Below are 14,120 nucleotides of genomic sequence, written 5' to 3'. Positions count from 1 at the left end.
CAAAATTTTCGCGCCGCAATTTTCAAGTTTTGCGGGATTGGCATCGGCCCCGTTCGCCCCGCTTCTCCCTGTCAATTCCCGCGCTCGGCGCCGTCGACCGCCTGGCAAATTGCCATGAGCGCAAGCGCGCTCGCCTCGCCGCTCATGCGCTGATCCCACATGGAATTTCGAACACCCCATTCGGCGCGAAGCGGATCGACGAACATGGTTCCGTTGTATTCGTCTCCCATCATCTGGCGCACGAACCTGAGACTCGGAACCAGCCGCACGATCTCGGTGGACCGAGCCAATGCCGGAGTCAATCGCTCGTCATTCAGCATCGCGGCGAGCCCGGCAATGACCCGAAGACTCTGCGCCGACGGAAGCGGCGCGCGAGACCCCGTGAACACGATGCCACCCACAAGGTCCTCGCCATCGGGGCCCGCATCCTGCGCCTTCATCACAAACTTGTACGCCAGGTCGCGCCACTGATCGAGCACGGCGCTCGATGCGATCGGGCCCGAAGGCTCCGTCGCCCGCACCGCCAGAACGATCCATGGCATCGCGGTCGCCAGCTTCTCGACAGGAACGGCGCGATAAATCGCGGTCACACCCTGCTTCGCGAGAGCCGCCATGTCTTGCGATGACTCGACTCCGGCCGCCGCCCAAGCCGCAATCGCCGTGACCGACGGCGATCGGACCGGCCCTTCGAGCACGTTCTTCACTTCTTTGCGGGCGGCGCTCTGCGCTTCCTTGGTCTCGGGTTCATCCGATGCCAAGGCCTGAATCGTCAGCAGAAAAGCGGCGGAAGCAACGGATGAAGTTTCGATCCTGCGATTTGGCTGATCGCGTACCGCCAAGTCCCGAACGATCGCGCGTGCGGAATCTCTCGCACGCTTTGAGACATCCGCGCCGAGCACGCCGCCGTCCGCGGCGCGGGCCAGCGCCAGTCCGATCATCGCTTCCTCGGCGACATCCGCGCGCGCCACGCACGCCCCGGAAATCGGTGAGTAGAGCCCGCTGACCAGCGCACCCTTGTCGTGCACGGACACCCGTGAGAGCAAGTGAGTCGTCAGCCCCTCGGCCCAAATCTTCATTGACGCGGCGGAGACCTCCCGCTCGGGGATCACCCTTCCCTGCCTGTACAGAAACACCGGCGCATCCACCGGTGTAATCTGCGCGAGATGCGACACTTCGAAGCGATAGAAGGTCACTTTGCGATCGCGCATCAACTTGGCGGGATCGCTCGCGCTATCGCTGCGAATCCCCACCGCCGGATCTTCCAGAACATAGGCGGCGCACGCCGCAAGCGCGTCTCCGGGCGACTGCCCGCCCGATCCGACGGAACGCTCCATGCCGTGGCCGAATGTCAGCATCATCGAGGGAAACACGACTCGCAGTTTTTCGTGCTCACCCTGGCCGGCCCTCGCCGCCACGCCGTCGATGCCGGCGGGAATCTCGAGGTCCGTGTCGTCGTACGACGAGGGTTGATAGGGAATCAGCGCGCCGGCCGCCTCGAGTGAGATGCAGATCCGCGATGCATTTTCAGGCTTGCTCTTGCCGCCAAAGAATGCGGATGCGTCTTTCATGGCGTCGCGAGCGGCGCGCTCCAAAGCATCCGGTCCTCCCACTTCCACGCTGCGCCCGACGATGCGTCCGCCGAATCGCAGCGTCAGGCAAACGGCGCCGCTCGAATCTCCGACGATCTTGGTTTCGTCGCTCGGCGTGACTTCCCAAGCGTCGATCCACTTGCGGACTTGCGAGAAAGCGTCCATCATCCGCTGCGGCGATGGCGGCAGCAGCAGTTCGGTGGTGAGCTTCGCGACCTTGCGCTCTTCCCCGTCGGGGTGCTTTGGCAAGACATCCTGCCCGCGAGCCAAAGCACACACGGTCAGGACAGCGAAGATCGCACCGAATCGCTCGAGGCTTGTCGCCCGGCGCAAACAGCCGCCGTTGTGTTGTGGCAACAGCGCATCCGGGCTGAAGCCCGAGAATCTTGAAGTTCCGGAAAAAATGGCCGCTGCGTGCGCCGCCGGAGATTCTCGACGCGTAGAGACCATCCGGCACACCCGTTGCATCAAGTTCAATACGTGCTCCGGCAACGGGGCACTGACATTCAAAAACGTGAAGGGAGTCCGAGAGATGAAGCTTCTTCTTTCCATGACCGATAGCCGCCGCAAGATTTCGCTTTTGTTCATTCTCAGCTTTCTCGCGATGTGCTGAACACTGAAGGCCGGCAGCTTTGCCTCAACCGTCCGCCCGCCCTCCGGCGACAACCCCGCCGCCGCTTTGTGACTTTACCTCCGTCGCACGCCTTGTGTTTCGCGATTCTTCCGTGCGACAAAATGAAAAGCCCCGGTCCAGCGACCGGGGCTTGAGGTTTTTTGCGGCCTTGGGTGGCACGGCTCTCCAGAGCCGTGATCGACTCGCTTACTGGAACTTGATCTTGTCCGTGCCCATGGCGTCGTGGCTGTCCATGCCGCCGCGGGTCGGGGATTCCTTCTTGCTGGACTTCTTGGTCGTTTCCTCTTCGGCGCCGCCGCTGGTGTCGCCCCACTGAGCGCGCTTGAGCGACAGACCGATCTTGCGGTCGGCCTTGTCGACGCGGAGGATCTTGACATCCACCTCATCACCGGCCTTGACGACGTCCTGCGGATTCTCAACCTTGTGGTCGGCGAGCTCGGAGATGTGGAGCAGGCCTTCAAGATCGGACTCGAGTTCGACGAACACGCCGAAGTTGGTGATCTTGGTCACCTTGCCCCGGACGACCATGCCCGGCTTGTAGTGTTCGGGGATGGCGGTGAGCCACGGATCTTCGGTGAGCTGCTTCATGCCAAGACCGACGCGCTGCTTCTCGCGATCGACCTCGAGAACGACGCACTTGACGGTGTCGCCCTTCTTGAGCACTTCGTTCGGGTGCGTGACCTTCTTGGTCCACGACATGTCGCTGATGTGAAGCAGGCCGTCGATGCCCGGCTCGATCTCGACGAACGCGCCGTAGTTGGCGAGATTACGAACCTTGCCCTCGATGATCGTGCCCGCCGGATACTTCTCGCCGACGAGCTCCCAGGGGTTGACCTCGGTCTGCTTCATACCGAGGCTGATCTCCTGCTTGTCCTTGTTGATCTCGAGGACAACGACCTCGACTTCCTGGTTCGGGGCCACGATCTCGCTCGGGTGGTTGATCCGGCGGGTCCACGACATCTCGCTGATGTGGACAAGGCCTTCGATGCCGTCCTCGAGCCGCACGAACGCGCCGTACGACATGAGGTTGACGACCGCGCCCTTGATGCGGCTGTTGACCGGATACTTCTTCTCGATCTCTTCCCACGGCGAAGCCTCGCGCTGCTTCATTCCCAGCGCAATCTTCTCTTTCTCGCGGTCGATATTGAGAATTTTGACTTCGACCTTCTGGCCGACCTTCACCATCTCGCTCGGGTGATTGATACGGCCCCACGACATATCGGTGATGTGAAGCAGGCCGTCGATGCCGCCGAGATCCACGAACGCACCGAAGTCGGCGATGTTCTTGACTTCGCCGGTGATAATGTCACCTTCCTTGAGGGTGTCCATCAGGCGCTTCTTCGCCTGGTCGCGCTCTTCTTCGATGAGCTTGCGACGGCTGATGACGATGTTGCGGCGCTCGGTATCGATCTTGAGGATGCTGGCGCGGACCTTGCGGCCGATGTAGTCGCCCACATCGCCGGGGCGGCGCACATCAACCTGCGAGGCGGGGAGGAACACGTTCACGCCGCCGATGTCAACGAGCAGACCGCCCTTGATCTTGCGGGTGACGGCGCCTTCGACCACGTCGCCTTCCTTTGTGGTGTCGAGCAGCTTCTGCCAGGCCATCATGCGATCGGCCTTGCGCTTGCTCAGCTCGATCAGCCCGCCCTCGCCTTCGAGATTCTCAAGCAGCACCTCGAACGTGTCGCCGATCTTCAGCGACTCGAGGTTCTCGAACTCGATCTTGGGAACAAGACCTTCGCTCTTGAGGCCGACTTCGATGACGACATCGTCGCCCGCGAAGCCGATCACCTTGCCCTTGATCAGCTTGCCCGCGGCAAGTCCTTCGATCTGGTCGCTCAGGAACGAGTCCATGTACCCGGACTGTCCGACGGCGGCCTTTTGGCCGTACGCCTCGCGGAACAGCGCTTCCGCCTCCGAGTCAGCCACTTTGAGCGACGCGATCAGGTTTTCATCAATCATGTTTTCTCTTGGTTCCTCGCGGAGCCCGCGTCGCGCCGGTCGAAGCGCACGCGTCGGCACCGAAACCGCAGCCCGGAGAGCCCGCTGAGCGAGCCGTTCGGACCTCGGTCTGCCCCCTCTCGCGGAGAGGAACGGGGGCGGTGAGGGTTCGGCGTCCTGCTGAACTACCGGCTGCCGCGAACATCGCGGCTATCCCGGTGTCGGTCGACCAACCGACAGGGCGAAAGTTTAGGCCGCCTTCGAGTTGAAGACCGAACGGAAGCCCATCTTCACAAAAACCCAAAGATGCCCCGAACGAGCGGCAAACCGCTCGATCTGTTCCCGAGTACATTCACGCAATGGGCCATTCATCTCCGGCAGCGATGCGCTGGACGCCGCAAGGTCGCGTGCTCGTCTTCTTGCTTTCCGCCACTTCGATCTGGTGCCTGCTTTCCGATTTCTACGGCATCATGTCCATGCGCAGCTTCGCGCTCTGGATCATGACGCCGGCGTCGCTCGCGCTCGTCACGCTCGGATTGATTGATTGGCGAGCCTGGAAATCGTCCGCGTCCGAGGAGACCTCATCAACCATGACGGTGACCGCGCCCGGCGCCGGTTCGCTTGCCCGAGCGCTCGTCATCGGTGCGGCAGCGGGCTTTGTCGCGGCGATCGCATACGACATTTTCCGCTTGCCCTTTGTCTTCTCGAAGGCTTGGGGACTCGAAGCGGTCGTGCCGCAGATGAATCTGTTCAAGGTTTTTCCGCGATTCGGCGCGATGCTTCTCGCGCAGCCGCTCGAGCAGGATTCGTACACGCTCGGCACGCACTTGCTCGGCTGGGCGTATCACTTTTCGAACGGCATGACCTTCGGCATCATGTTCATCGCCATGATCGGCGACACTTCTCGCCGCGGCATGGCGTTCACCATCATCGCCGGAGTTGTCATGGCAACAGCCCTCGAAGCCGGGATGCTCTTCAGCCCCTACACCAAGTTCTTCGGGATCCACCTGACCGCAACATTCGTCGTGGTGACGCTCACGGCGCACCTCATCTTCGGCGCAGTCATGGGTTGGGTGACGAAGCAGTGGCAGCCACACCTGGGGTGACTCGTTTCGGATACCACAGGTTTGCCTTGCTCCATTCATCTCGGGCGCGCTGCATCGACATCGGGTGTCCACACTCCGGGCACTGAACCATGTGCTCGCCGATCGGATACAGGCATGCCACGCACACCGCCCCATCATGCTCGAACAGTGCACGCTGAGCGAACCTGACCTTCAATGAGCGCCAGGCGGCCGCCACGAAGAGCAAGAATGCCCCCGAGCATCCCGTGATCAAGAGCCATTTTCCAGACATGACCATCCGACCGAAAAACAACCACAGTGTGAAACAGACGAGCGCGACGTAGTTGACCGCTTGCGCTCTCGCCAGGCAAACGATCCGTCCGGGCGCGGGTTCTGGGTATTCATCAATTGCCAGCCAGCCCAGTTTCTTGCGACAACCACGGCAACGCCTGCTCCGCTCGAAATTGGTCGCCCCGCATGCGCCGCACGCGCACAATCTCTCGGCGGCACCGAAGCGATACGCCAACCAAACGTACCCGGCCAATGCAAATCCCACGGCGAGAACGGCAGTCAAGCCGAAAGCCGGCTTGGGCTCCAACAAAAACAACGAGCCGATCGCCACGATCGCGCCGAACACCAGATAGTGAACGTAGCGATCAATTGGCTTGTGCATGATGCCGCTTTGCTTCACGTCGCCCCTGCCCCCAGCCGCAGCAACACCTGATCCATGTTGTGATCAAACCCCCCTCGCGTCATGACTTCATCCGCCCCTGCCGCCTGAGCCGCCGAGAGCGCATCCCTCGCTACATGCGGCCCGAACGCCAGCACGCGAACATTTCTTTGCCCCTCCGCCACTTCGCCTCTTTGCCCCTTCACTTTCGCAACCATTTGCAACGCCGTCTCCGCGACATCCAGGTCCACAATCAGTGCTTTCACGTCGCTGTCCGCGAGCCTGGCTTCGAGCATTTCCATGGTGCGAACCGGGCGGCACGGAAGCCCAAGCGCATCGGCGGTCGCCTTGATCTTGCTTGCCCAGAGCAGGTCTGCCGCGAGGTAGAGAATCATCACGGAATGAAAGGCCGGTGGCCCAGCGCGCCCGAGCATTTGGAAGCGCTTTCAGTGGGGAAATGCGCAGTGTTTTCAGCGTTGCCGCGCTCTCCAAACCTCCCTCGACAGTGGCCTCCCGCCTCCACTACTATTCAGGCCCGGCCCAGCGGACGCCGTGGGGGTCGCCCGGGCAATCAGTCAGCTCGATGTGCCGACCGCTCCTCCGCCGATTCACCTTGCGGATATATCTATGACCACCCTTGCCAAGCCTCCAGCGACCCCGATGCAAAAACCGAAGAACGTCCCGCCCGCGAGTTACAACTCTCCGATCTTCGATGAGCTTGGCTTTCCGACCGATCCGCACAACCTGTATCGCCAGACCGTCGGCGCGATGCTCTACGCCGCGGAGCTGATGGGTCTGCCCCATCGCGTACAGATCATCCTCGCGCAGCCCAAGACCGAGATCATGGTCCACTTCCCCGTGAAGATGGACGACGGTCACTACCGGCTCTTCAAGGGCTACCGCGTTCAGCACAACAACGCGCTCGGTCCGTACAAGGGCGGTCTCCGCTTCCACCAGGACGTTCATCTCGACGACGTGAAGTCGCTTGCCTTTCTCATGACCATGAAGTGTTCGCTTGTCGGCGTCCCCTTCGGTGGCGGCAAGGGCGGCGTCAAAGTCGACCCGCGTAAGCACAGCAACGCAGAGATGGAGCGCATCGTCCGTCGCTTCACCACCGCCATCGCTCACGGCATCGGACCGGATTACGACATTCCCGCGCCCGACGTCGGATCCAACGCGCAGCACATGGCCTGGATCGCCGACACCTACTCCTTCCTCGCCGACGTCGGTGGCAAGGATCCGTCCGCCGTCATCACCGGAAAGCCGGTGGAATACGGCGGCTCGCTCGGTCGCGAAAAAGCGACCGGACAGGGCGTCGTCGACACGCTGATCGAGATGCTCCCCGAGCTCAATCTCAAGCCCGAGCAGTGCACCTTCAGCGTGCTGGGCTTCGGCAACGTCGGCTCGTGGTCCGGCAAGATCTTCCAGGACAAGGGCGCGAAGATGATCGCGGTTGCCGATCACACCGGCTTCCTGAAGAACGACAAGGGCATCGACGCCCACGATCTCGCCACGTACGTGCAGAAGAAGGGCGGCGTTGGCGGCTACCCGAACGCCACCGCCGTCAGCAAGGAAGAGTTCTACAAGACCAAGGTCGATGTGTTCATCCCCGCCGCACTCGAGCAGATGATCCAGGAAGACGAGGCGAAACTCATCGACGCGATTGTCATCGCCGAAGGCGCCAACGCCCCCACCACCCCGGGCGGCGAGCGCATCCTCACCGAACGCGGCATCGAGGTCCTTCCCGCCATTCTCTGCAACGCCGGCGGCGTCACCGTCTCCTATTTCGAATGGGTCCAGAACAAGACCTATCAGTCCTGGGATCTCGAACACGTCGATCGCGAACTCAACAAGCACATGGTCAAGGCCGCGTCCAAGACCCGCGACGCCCGGCGCAAGTACAACTGCGATCTCCGCTCCGCGGCGTACATCGCGGCATGCGAGCGCCTGAATCAGGCCTACGCCGCCCGCGGCATCTTCCCGTAATCCGTTTCTGCGATCGCTTCACAAGCCCCGCCCCATGCGGGGCTTTTTCTTGCGCCCCGTGCCGCACGCACCTTCAGTATTCTCACGAAACATGCCCCGACCCCGTCTTCAAAAAGTACTCAAAGTTGTCTTGGTGTGCGCCGCGGTCGCGTTTGCGTCGCTCTTCGGGCTGGCAATCTACGGCTACGCCGCGATGATCCGCATGCCCGGTGCTTCCTTTTCGGGTTCGCTTCCGGCTCCGACCGAATCGCAGCGCCAACTCGCGGCCGAACTCCGTGCGACCGTCACGCATCTGGCTTCCGATGTCGGCAAGCGCAGCATCTATCACCCCAAGGAACTCGCCGAAGCGGCGCTCTATCTCAAGCAGCGACTGGAATCTCTCGGTTACACCGTCGTCGATCACTCCTTCCCTTCCAAGGGAATCCTCACGCCCAACCTGGAAGCAACGCTGAAGGGCACTTCGCACCCGGATGAAGTCATCGTTGTCGGCGCACACTACGACACGACGCAGCGTTCCCCCGGCGCCGACGACAACGCGAGCGGCTGCGCCGCTGTTCTGGCCCTCGCGAAGGCCTTCGCGGGCAAGCCCCAACCCCGCACCATCCGCTTCGTCTTCTTTCCCAACGAAGAACTCCCGACCGGCGGCACCCCTGACATGGGAAGCTGGATCTACGCGGAAAAGTGCAAAGCCGCCGGCGACAACATCGTCGCCATGCTCAGCCTCGAATCGATCGGCTACTACACCGACGCCCCGAATTCACAGAAATACCCGCCGCCGCTCTCGAGCCTCTACCCCAGCACCGGCAACTTCGTTGCCTTTGTCTCCCGCTATCACGATCGCGCGCTGGTGAAACAATGCGTCCGCGCGTTCCGCGAGTCCACGCAATTCCCAAGCGAGGGCGCCGCGCTCCCAGAACTCATCCGCGATATCGGCCGCTCCGATCACTACGCCTTCTGGCGATGCGGCTATCCGGCACTCATGGTCACCGACACCGCAAACTTCCGCAACCCCAACTACCACCGTGCGAGCGATACGCCGGACACCATCGACTTCGATCGGTTTGCGCGAGTGACCGAAGGGCTAGTCAAAACTATCGAAAGAATCGCCCGTAATAGCAGCTAGCGATTCATGGTTGGTGACGCTTCCAGCGCACGGCTCGTTTCAATGCCCTTGCCCGATTCTAGTCGCTTGCGCAATTCCTGAAGCTGCTTCACACTTAATTTGTCCTTTGTCTCAGTACTCAGGTCGGCATTGAAAGCTTGGACGAATATTTGCCAGTCAAGATCGTCCACAACGCCGTCGTGGTTGTAGTCACAGCTGCAGCCGATTGGCATTTCCAACTCGTCGCATAGCAAAATGTCGTACGCGCTAGAAAAAACATCGAAGTCCGCCATGGTGACAATTCCGTCACCGTCAAGATCAACCGGTGAGAACACGATTCTCACGGGCTCGGATGCCCATGAGTCACAAAAGCTGGCAAACGTAGCTCGTACCCATCGCACGCCCCACGAGGGCCAGTGCGCTCCAACTCGCAAATGCGATGCGTTCGTTCCCCGCGCTTCTGCTTCAAAACTATCACCCAGATTGCTCACTCCCTCACTGAGCACACTCCAGGGCCCGTCGGAAGAAACGGCCCATTGCCATTCAATTTTGCCGGAGACATCTGAACGCGGCTCGACGAACGCTGATGCGAATCGCAATGCATTGGCGATGTCACCTGAAGATTGCGCGACCAGGCCGAAATGCTCACAAGGTTCTCGATACTCCCAGAGTTGTCCGTCGGTGTCCGCACCGCCTCCGAACAACACGAGTGAACGACGTTGATGGTCGAAAACCATCGCGGACCTAGCCTTTGCCGGAGAAGCAACCGGCACCGCTTCCCAGTATGAACCGTTCCATTGCCAAGTGTCTCCAATCGGTCCACTTCCATCGCGTCCGCCAGAAAGGATGACGGAGCCGCGACCGATATCGAAGGACATCGAGGCGCCGCTTCGAGGTGAGGGGCCTTCCGATGTGCGTATGGTCCAGACGGATCCATTCCAAGTCCACGTGTCTCCAAGAAACGCCGTGAGATTTTCTCCACCGAATAGCACGACCTCACCCCGCAATTCATCGAAAGCCATCGACGCAGCGCGGCGCGCCGAGGGGCCTGCGGTGGCGACGCGGGTCCAACTCGTCCCATTCCATTTCCACGTGTCGCCCTGCAGCGAACTGCCACTCGGCGTCCCCGATCCGCCGAATAGCAACACATACTGGTGAGCAGGGTCAAACGCCATCGCATGGCTCTGCCGGGAAGAAGGTCCGGTCGTCGCTCGCCTTGTCCAAACACCGTCTCCCAACTCATATGTGTCGCCCAAGACAGCGGTCGCCGTTCGGCCCCCAAACAAGACGAGTACTCCCCGGAGGTCATCGAACGCCATCGCATGGGCGGCGCGGGTCGAAACCGATCCAAAGAACGGCCTGCTCCAAAGCAGTCCTTCTTTTGCGAGGCTGTCGTTTTGGAATGTTCCGCTGTCATCCAAGCCCCCGTGGACCACGAGTCGATTCCGCCAGGAGTCGTATGCCGCGGCGAACTGCGTTCGCGGGTCGATAGCTCCGGATCGGACCTGTGTCCAATCCATGCTGGGCGATCTCTCCGACATGACGGAAAGCGCATAGCACTTTTTTTCGCCGCTGGGGACCACAGAAACTGAGCGACCGAAGTCGTAGATCATTTGAGATCGCACCGGCGGGGGGGGGCCAGCTCGCTGATTCCGCCATCGGACGCCATCCCATTCCCACGAATCGGTCGATGTGCCCGATTGGCCGACGAAGAGAATCACCGACCGATCGCGATCAAAGCAGAGCGGCGCGTCGCTTCTGGGCCCAGGTCCAGTTGTGGCTGCAAGCTTCCACCCACTTGGACCGTAGATCCAAGTTTCGGCGGAATTGCCGAGCGCTGTTAATCCGCCATACAGCACGGCGGCACCGTGCCGCGGGTCGAACGCGAAACCCGCCCCACTCCTTGCACTTGGAGCAACTGGCGTCACCATCTGTTTCCAAGAGTTACCGTCAAACTCCCACGTATCGCCAAAGTAATTGGAACTGACAGTTTCACCGCCAAACAGAACGATCACGTCCCGACAAGAGTCATATGTCAAGGCGTGGCGGTGGCGTCCTGAAGGACCTCCCTCGGAAAGCCACTCCCATGACCGCTCTTTCCAGACCCAAGTATCTTGTAGATACGCACCGACAACGACAGCGCCGGGCCCCGAACCCCCGACAGCACTCCCACCAAACAGAACTGACCTCCCTCGTCGTTCGTCAAAGGCCATCGCAGTGTTCCAACGTGGACTCGGACCCGCCCCTTCGAAAGGAATCCACCGGCCGCCGTCCCATTCCCACGTATCCGACCGCAGGTTGTAGCATCCCGTAATCCCGCCAAAAAGAACGGTGACCCCTCTTTTCTGGTCATACACAACGCCAGCGCCTTCTCTCGCGATCGGCGTGGGAACGCTGCTCCAATTGGGTTGTTGTGCGAGCACTTGCACGAATAAGAAAAGTTGCGCAACCGTGACGATGGTGCAATTCCAGCGTGCCGATCTGCAAATTCCGCGAACGCAAGAGCGAATGGTGCGCATGGTTCAGAGCATACCGGTAATTGGTTGTCTTACCAATCCGTGTTATCGGTCGCCGAATGCCTTTGCGCCTTAAAGATGCACGATTGGAAATGCCGCGGCGAACGGTTACTCCCAGGTTACGGATACTCCTGCCGCGTCGGCCTGATCAACACATCGCTGACATGCACATGCGCCGGCTGGCTCACGGCAAACACAATCATCCGCGCGACGTCGGCTGGGCTGAGCATCGGCCCAAATTTCTCCACCATCTGCTTGTACCAATCCGGTGAATACCCCGCGACCGACTGAAACTCGCTCGTCACAAACGCGGGCTCGACAAGTGTCACTCGAATCCCCTTCGGCCCGAGTTCGCGCCGCGTTCCCTCCGCGAGCGTCTGCACCGCCGCCTTCGTGCACGAATAGAAACTCGAGAACGGCGAGACGTGCCTCCCCACCACCGATCCGAGGATCACAATGTCCCGCGGCCGATCCAGCCACTTGCCATCGTGACGGATATCTTTCTCCGCGACCGATTCGAGCAGCCGCTTTCCCGCCGCACGGATCATCCGCGCCGCCGCCGAAATGTTCGTTCGGATCAGATCGTCCCACTGTTTCTCGTCCGATGTGATCGCCGTCCCGCCCAGCCCGCGCCCCGCGTTGATCACGATCAGGTCCGCCTCGCGCTTGGGAGAAATCTCTCCCTTCCCGCCCCCGAACTCATCGCGCGCCAGATCCAGCATCCCCCGGATGACCGCCTCATCCGCACAATCGCCGGCGGCGATTGCAACATCCTCTTCCCCAAGCTCGCGCTGCAGCGCGGCCAGCTTCTCTTTCCGTCGCGCGTTCAGCACGACCGGACACCCGGCCTCCACAAGCGCCCGCGCAGTCGCCTCGCCGATTCCCGACGACGCGCCCGTCACCACCGCGATCCGATTCTTCAGCAATTCAGCCATTGTCGATGGTAGTAAACCGCCGCAGAACTTTGCCATTTCACGCTCATCTTCCGCTGCTCCCCGCGAAACCTCCTCGAGCCGAGCCGGTTCAATGTCGCGGACGGTCTCAAAGTCGTCTTGGTCTCTCGATCGCTCACTTCACATGGGAGCAAGGGGTCATGGTTCAGAAACGGTTTCTTGCCGCGGCAGTTCTTCTTTCCGTCTGCGGCACTGCGCGCGGACAGATCTCGCTCACGTCCGTCGATGCCGGGCATCTCACGTCCGACCACAAAAGCAACGGCGGCGTCAGCATGCTCGATTTCGACGGCGACGGGAACATCGACATCCTGGTCACCGCCGGGTACGACGTCTCCAAAAAGCCCGAGCGCCAAGCCAGCCGTCTCTACTGGGGCGACGGCAAGGGCCGCTTCACCCTCGATGAAAACAACGCCCTCACCGATGCGATCACCTACGGCAGCGGAAGCACCTGGGCCGATTTCGACAACGACGGAATCCTCGATGTCGCCGTTTCGTGCCAACTCAACGCGGGCTGCGTGCTCGCCCGCGGCACTGGAAACCGCGGCTTCGAAATCCTCGACACCTCACCAGTCCACACCGACAAGGGGAACTCGTTCTCTTCCGTCTTCGCCGACATCGATTCGGACGGCGCGCTCGATCTCCTGATCTGCAACAATGCCTATTCGCGCCCCGACGTCAGCTTCTTCTACAAGGGTGACGGCAAAGGTGGATTCCACCCGCGTGACCGGAGAATTCGCGGAACTGAAGTCCTCGACCGGGGGCGCCTACTTCGGCGATTTTGATGGCGACGGCAAGCCCGATTTGTTCATGCCCAACAACAGCGGCAAGCCCGCATTCTTCCGCAACTCGGGCGATTGGAAGCTCGCGCCGAGCACGATCTCCGGGCTCGAACTGAATCCGTTTCCCGTCTCCGGCTCGTGCTGGGTCGATTTCAACAACGACGGCATGCTCGATCTCTCCATGGCGTGTGCGCAAGGTGGAAACGCGCTTCTCTTCAAAAACGTTGGCGGCAGCCTTGAACCCGCGCCGCTCGGCGATGCCGCGCTCTTCTCCACCAACGCCGGCCTCATCCAGTGGGCCGATCTCGATAACGACGGCGACCTTGATTGCATTGTTCCGAATTGGGGCGCCGGTTCGTTTGTTTACGAGAACCTCGGCGACGGCACGTTTCGCCGCGTCTCGGTCCCGGGCTTCACCGATCGCGTGTTTTACACGAGTTCCTGCGCCGTCGCCGACTACGACAACGACGGAAAACTCGATGTGCTCCTGGGTCAATGGCCCGTGCGCCCCGGCGATGGCGAACTCACGCAGCTCTTCCACAACGACAGCACGCAAAGCTCCAATTGGATCAAGGTGAAACTCAAGGGCAACGCTTCCAATCGCGCAGCGATCGGCGCACGCATCACCGCCCGCGCCGGCATCCGCGGCACACAGGTAAGTCAACTTCGCGAGGTCAACGCCGGGAGCGGTTTCCGCAGTCAGTCCGATCTGGTGCAGCACTTTGGTCTGGGAGACGCAGCAAAGGTGACGGAGATCGAGGTGCGCTGGCCTTCGGGAAGGGTCCAAACCATCAGGAATCAGCCGGCAAATCAGGTTGTAGAGATCATCGAGCCTTCCTGAAGGGGGAGATCGATGTCGCGCTCAGAGGTTGGGCACGCCGCT

The 14,120-nt window shown here is 61.1% G+C and carries 11 protein-coding genes; 5 read left to right on the top strand and 6 right to left on the bottom strand.

Going from position 1 to position 14,120, the window contains the following annotated elements; translation table 11 throughout:
* Nucleotides 1-71: 71 nt before the first annotated feature.
* On the bottom strand, nt 72-1,946 hold the full coding sequence (locus KF691_04935; GenBank protein ID MBX3388780.1) for a hypothetical protein: 1,875 nt from the start codon (nt 1,944-1,946) through the stop codon (nt 72-74).
* 463 nt (nt 1,947-2,409) lie between these two features.
* Nucleotides 2,410-4,188 (bottom strand): 30S ribosomal protein S1, encoded by a 1,779-nt coding sequence (locus tag KF691_04930; GenBank protein MBX3388779.1) that lies wholly within the window; start codon nt 4,186-4,188, stop codon nt 2,410-2,412.
* 338 nt (nt 4,189-4,526) lie between these two features.
* Here KF691_04930 and KF691_04925 point away from each other — a divergent pair, with 338 nt between their 5' ends.
* Nucleotides 4,527-5,273 carry a hypothetical protein gene (locus KF691_04925; protein ID MBX3388778.1) on the top strand — a complete coding sequence of 249 codons (747 nt, stop codon included), beginning with the start codon at nt 4,527-4,529 and terminating at the stop codon, nt 5,271-5,273.
* Here the strand turns inward: KF691_04925 and KF691_04920 are convergent.
* Both KF691_04920 and KF691_04915 read right to left on the bottom strand, forming a co-directional pair.
* The gene (locus KF691_04920; protein ID MBX3388777.1) at nt 5,230-5,922 is read right to left on the bottom strand and encodes a hypothetical protein; all 693 of its coding nucleotides are present in this window, start codon (nt 5,920-5,922) and stop codon (nt 5,230-5,232) included. The genes KF691_04925 and KF691_04920 overlap by 44 nt on opposite strands.
* Nucleotides 5,919-6,296 carry a hypothetical protein gene (locus tag KF691_04915; protein ID MBX3388776.1) on the bottom strand — a complete coding sequence of 126 codons (378 nt, stop codon included), beginning with the start codon at nt 6,294-6,296 and terminating at the stop codon, nt 5,919-5,921. Before KF691_04915 ends, KF691_04920 begins: the two co-directional genes overlap by 4 nt.
* Before the next feature lie 232 nt (nt 6,297-6,528).
* Here KF691_04915 and KF691_04910 point away from each other — a divergent pair, with 232 nt between their 5' ends.
* Nucleotides 6,529-7,887: a Glu/Leu/Phe/Val dehydrogenase gene (locus KF691_04910; protein ID MBX3388775.1), complete on the top strand. Its 1,359-nt coding sequence runs from the start codon at nt 6,529-6,531 to the stop codon at nt 7,885-7,887.
* A gap of 91 nt (nt 7,888-7,978) precedes the next feature.
* Nucleotides 7,979-9,010 (top strand): M20/M25/M40 family metallo-hydrolase, encoded by a 1,032-nt coding sequence (locus KF691_04905; GenBank protein MBX3388774.1) that lies wholly within the window; start codon nt 7,979-7,981, stop codon nt 9,008-9,010.
* On the opposite strand, the gene KF691_04900 is transcribed toward KF691_04905, so the two are convergent.
* Nucleotides 9,007-11,508, bottom strand: a complete 2,502-nt coding sequence (locus KF691_04900) for a hypothetical protein (GenBank protein ID MBX3388773.1) — start codon at nt 11,506-11,508, stop codon at nt 9,007-9,009. The two genes, KF691_04905 and KF691_04900, sit on opposite strands and share 4 nt — an antisense overlap.
* 116 nt (nt 11,509-11,624) lie before the next feature.
* Nucleotides 11,625-12,440 (bottom strand): SDR family oxidoreductase, encoded by an 816-nt coding sequence (locus KF691_04895; GenBank protein ID MBX3388772.1) that lies wholly within the window; start codon nt 12,438-12,440, stop codon nt 11,625-11,627.
* Between the two features lie 158 nt (nt 12,441-12,598).
* Here KF691_04895 and KF691_04890 point away from each other — a divergent pair, with 158 nt between their 5' ends.
* Both KF691_04890 and KF691_04885 read left to right on the top strand, forming a co-directional pair.
* The gene (locus KF691_04890; GenBank protein ID MBX3388771.1) at nt 12,599-13,240 is read left to right on the top strand and encodes a VCBS repeat-containing protein; all 642 of its coding nucleotides are present in this window, start codon (nt 12,599-12,601) and stop codon (nt 13,238-13,240) included.
* Nucleotides 13,179-14,078, top strand: a complete 900-nt coding sequence (locus KF691_04885; GenBank protein MBX3388770.1) for a CRTAC1 family protein — start codon at nt 13,179-13,181, stop codon at nt 14,076-14,078. The genes KF691_04890 and KF691_04885 overlap by 62 nt, the downstream gene beginning before the upstream one ends.
* Nucleotides 14,079-14,120 lie beyond the last annotated feature (42 nt).

The sequence above is a fragment of the Phycisphaeraceae bacterium genome, from assembly GCA_019636555.1.
GTDB lineage: Bacteria > Planctomycetota > Phycisphaerae > Phycisphaerales > UBA1924 > JAFEBO01.
This window is presented reverse-complemented; position numbering and strand designations above follow the sequence as displayed.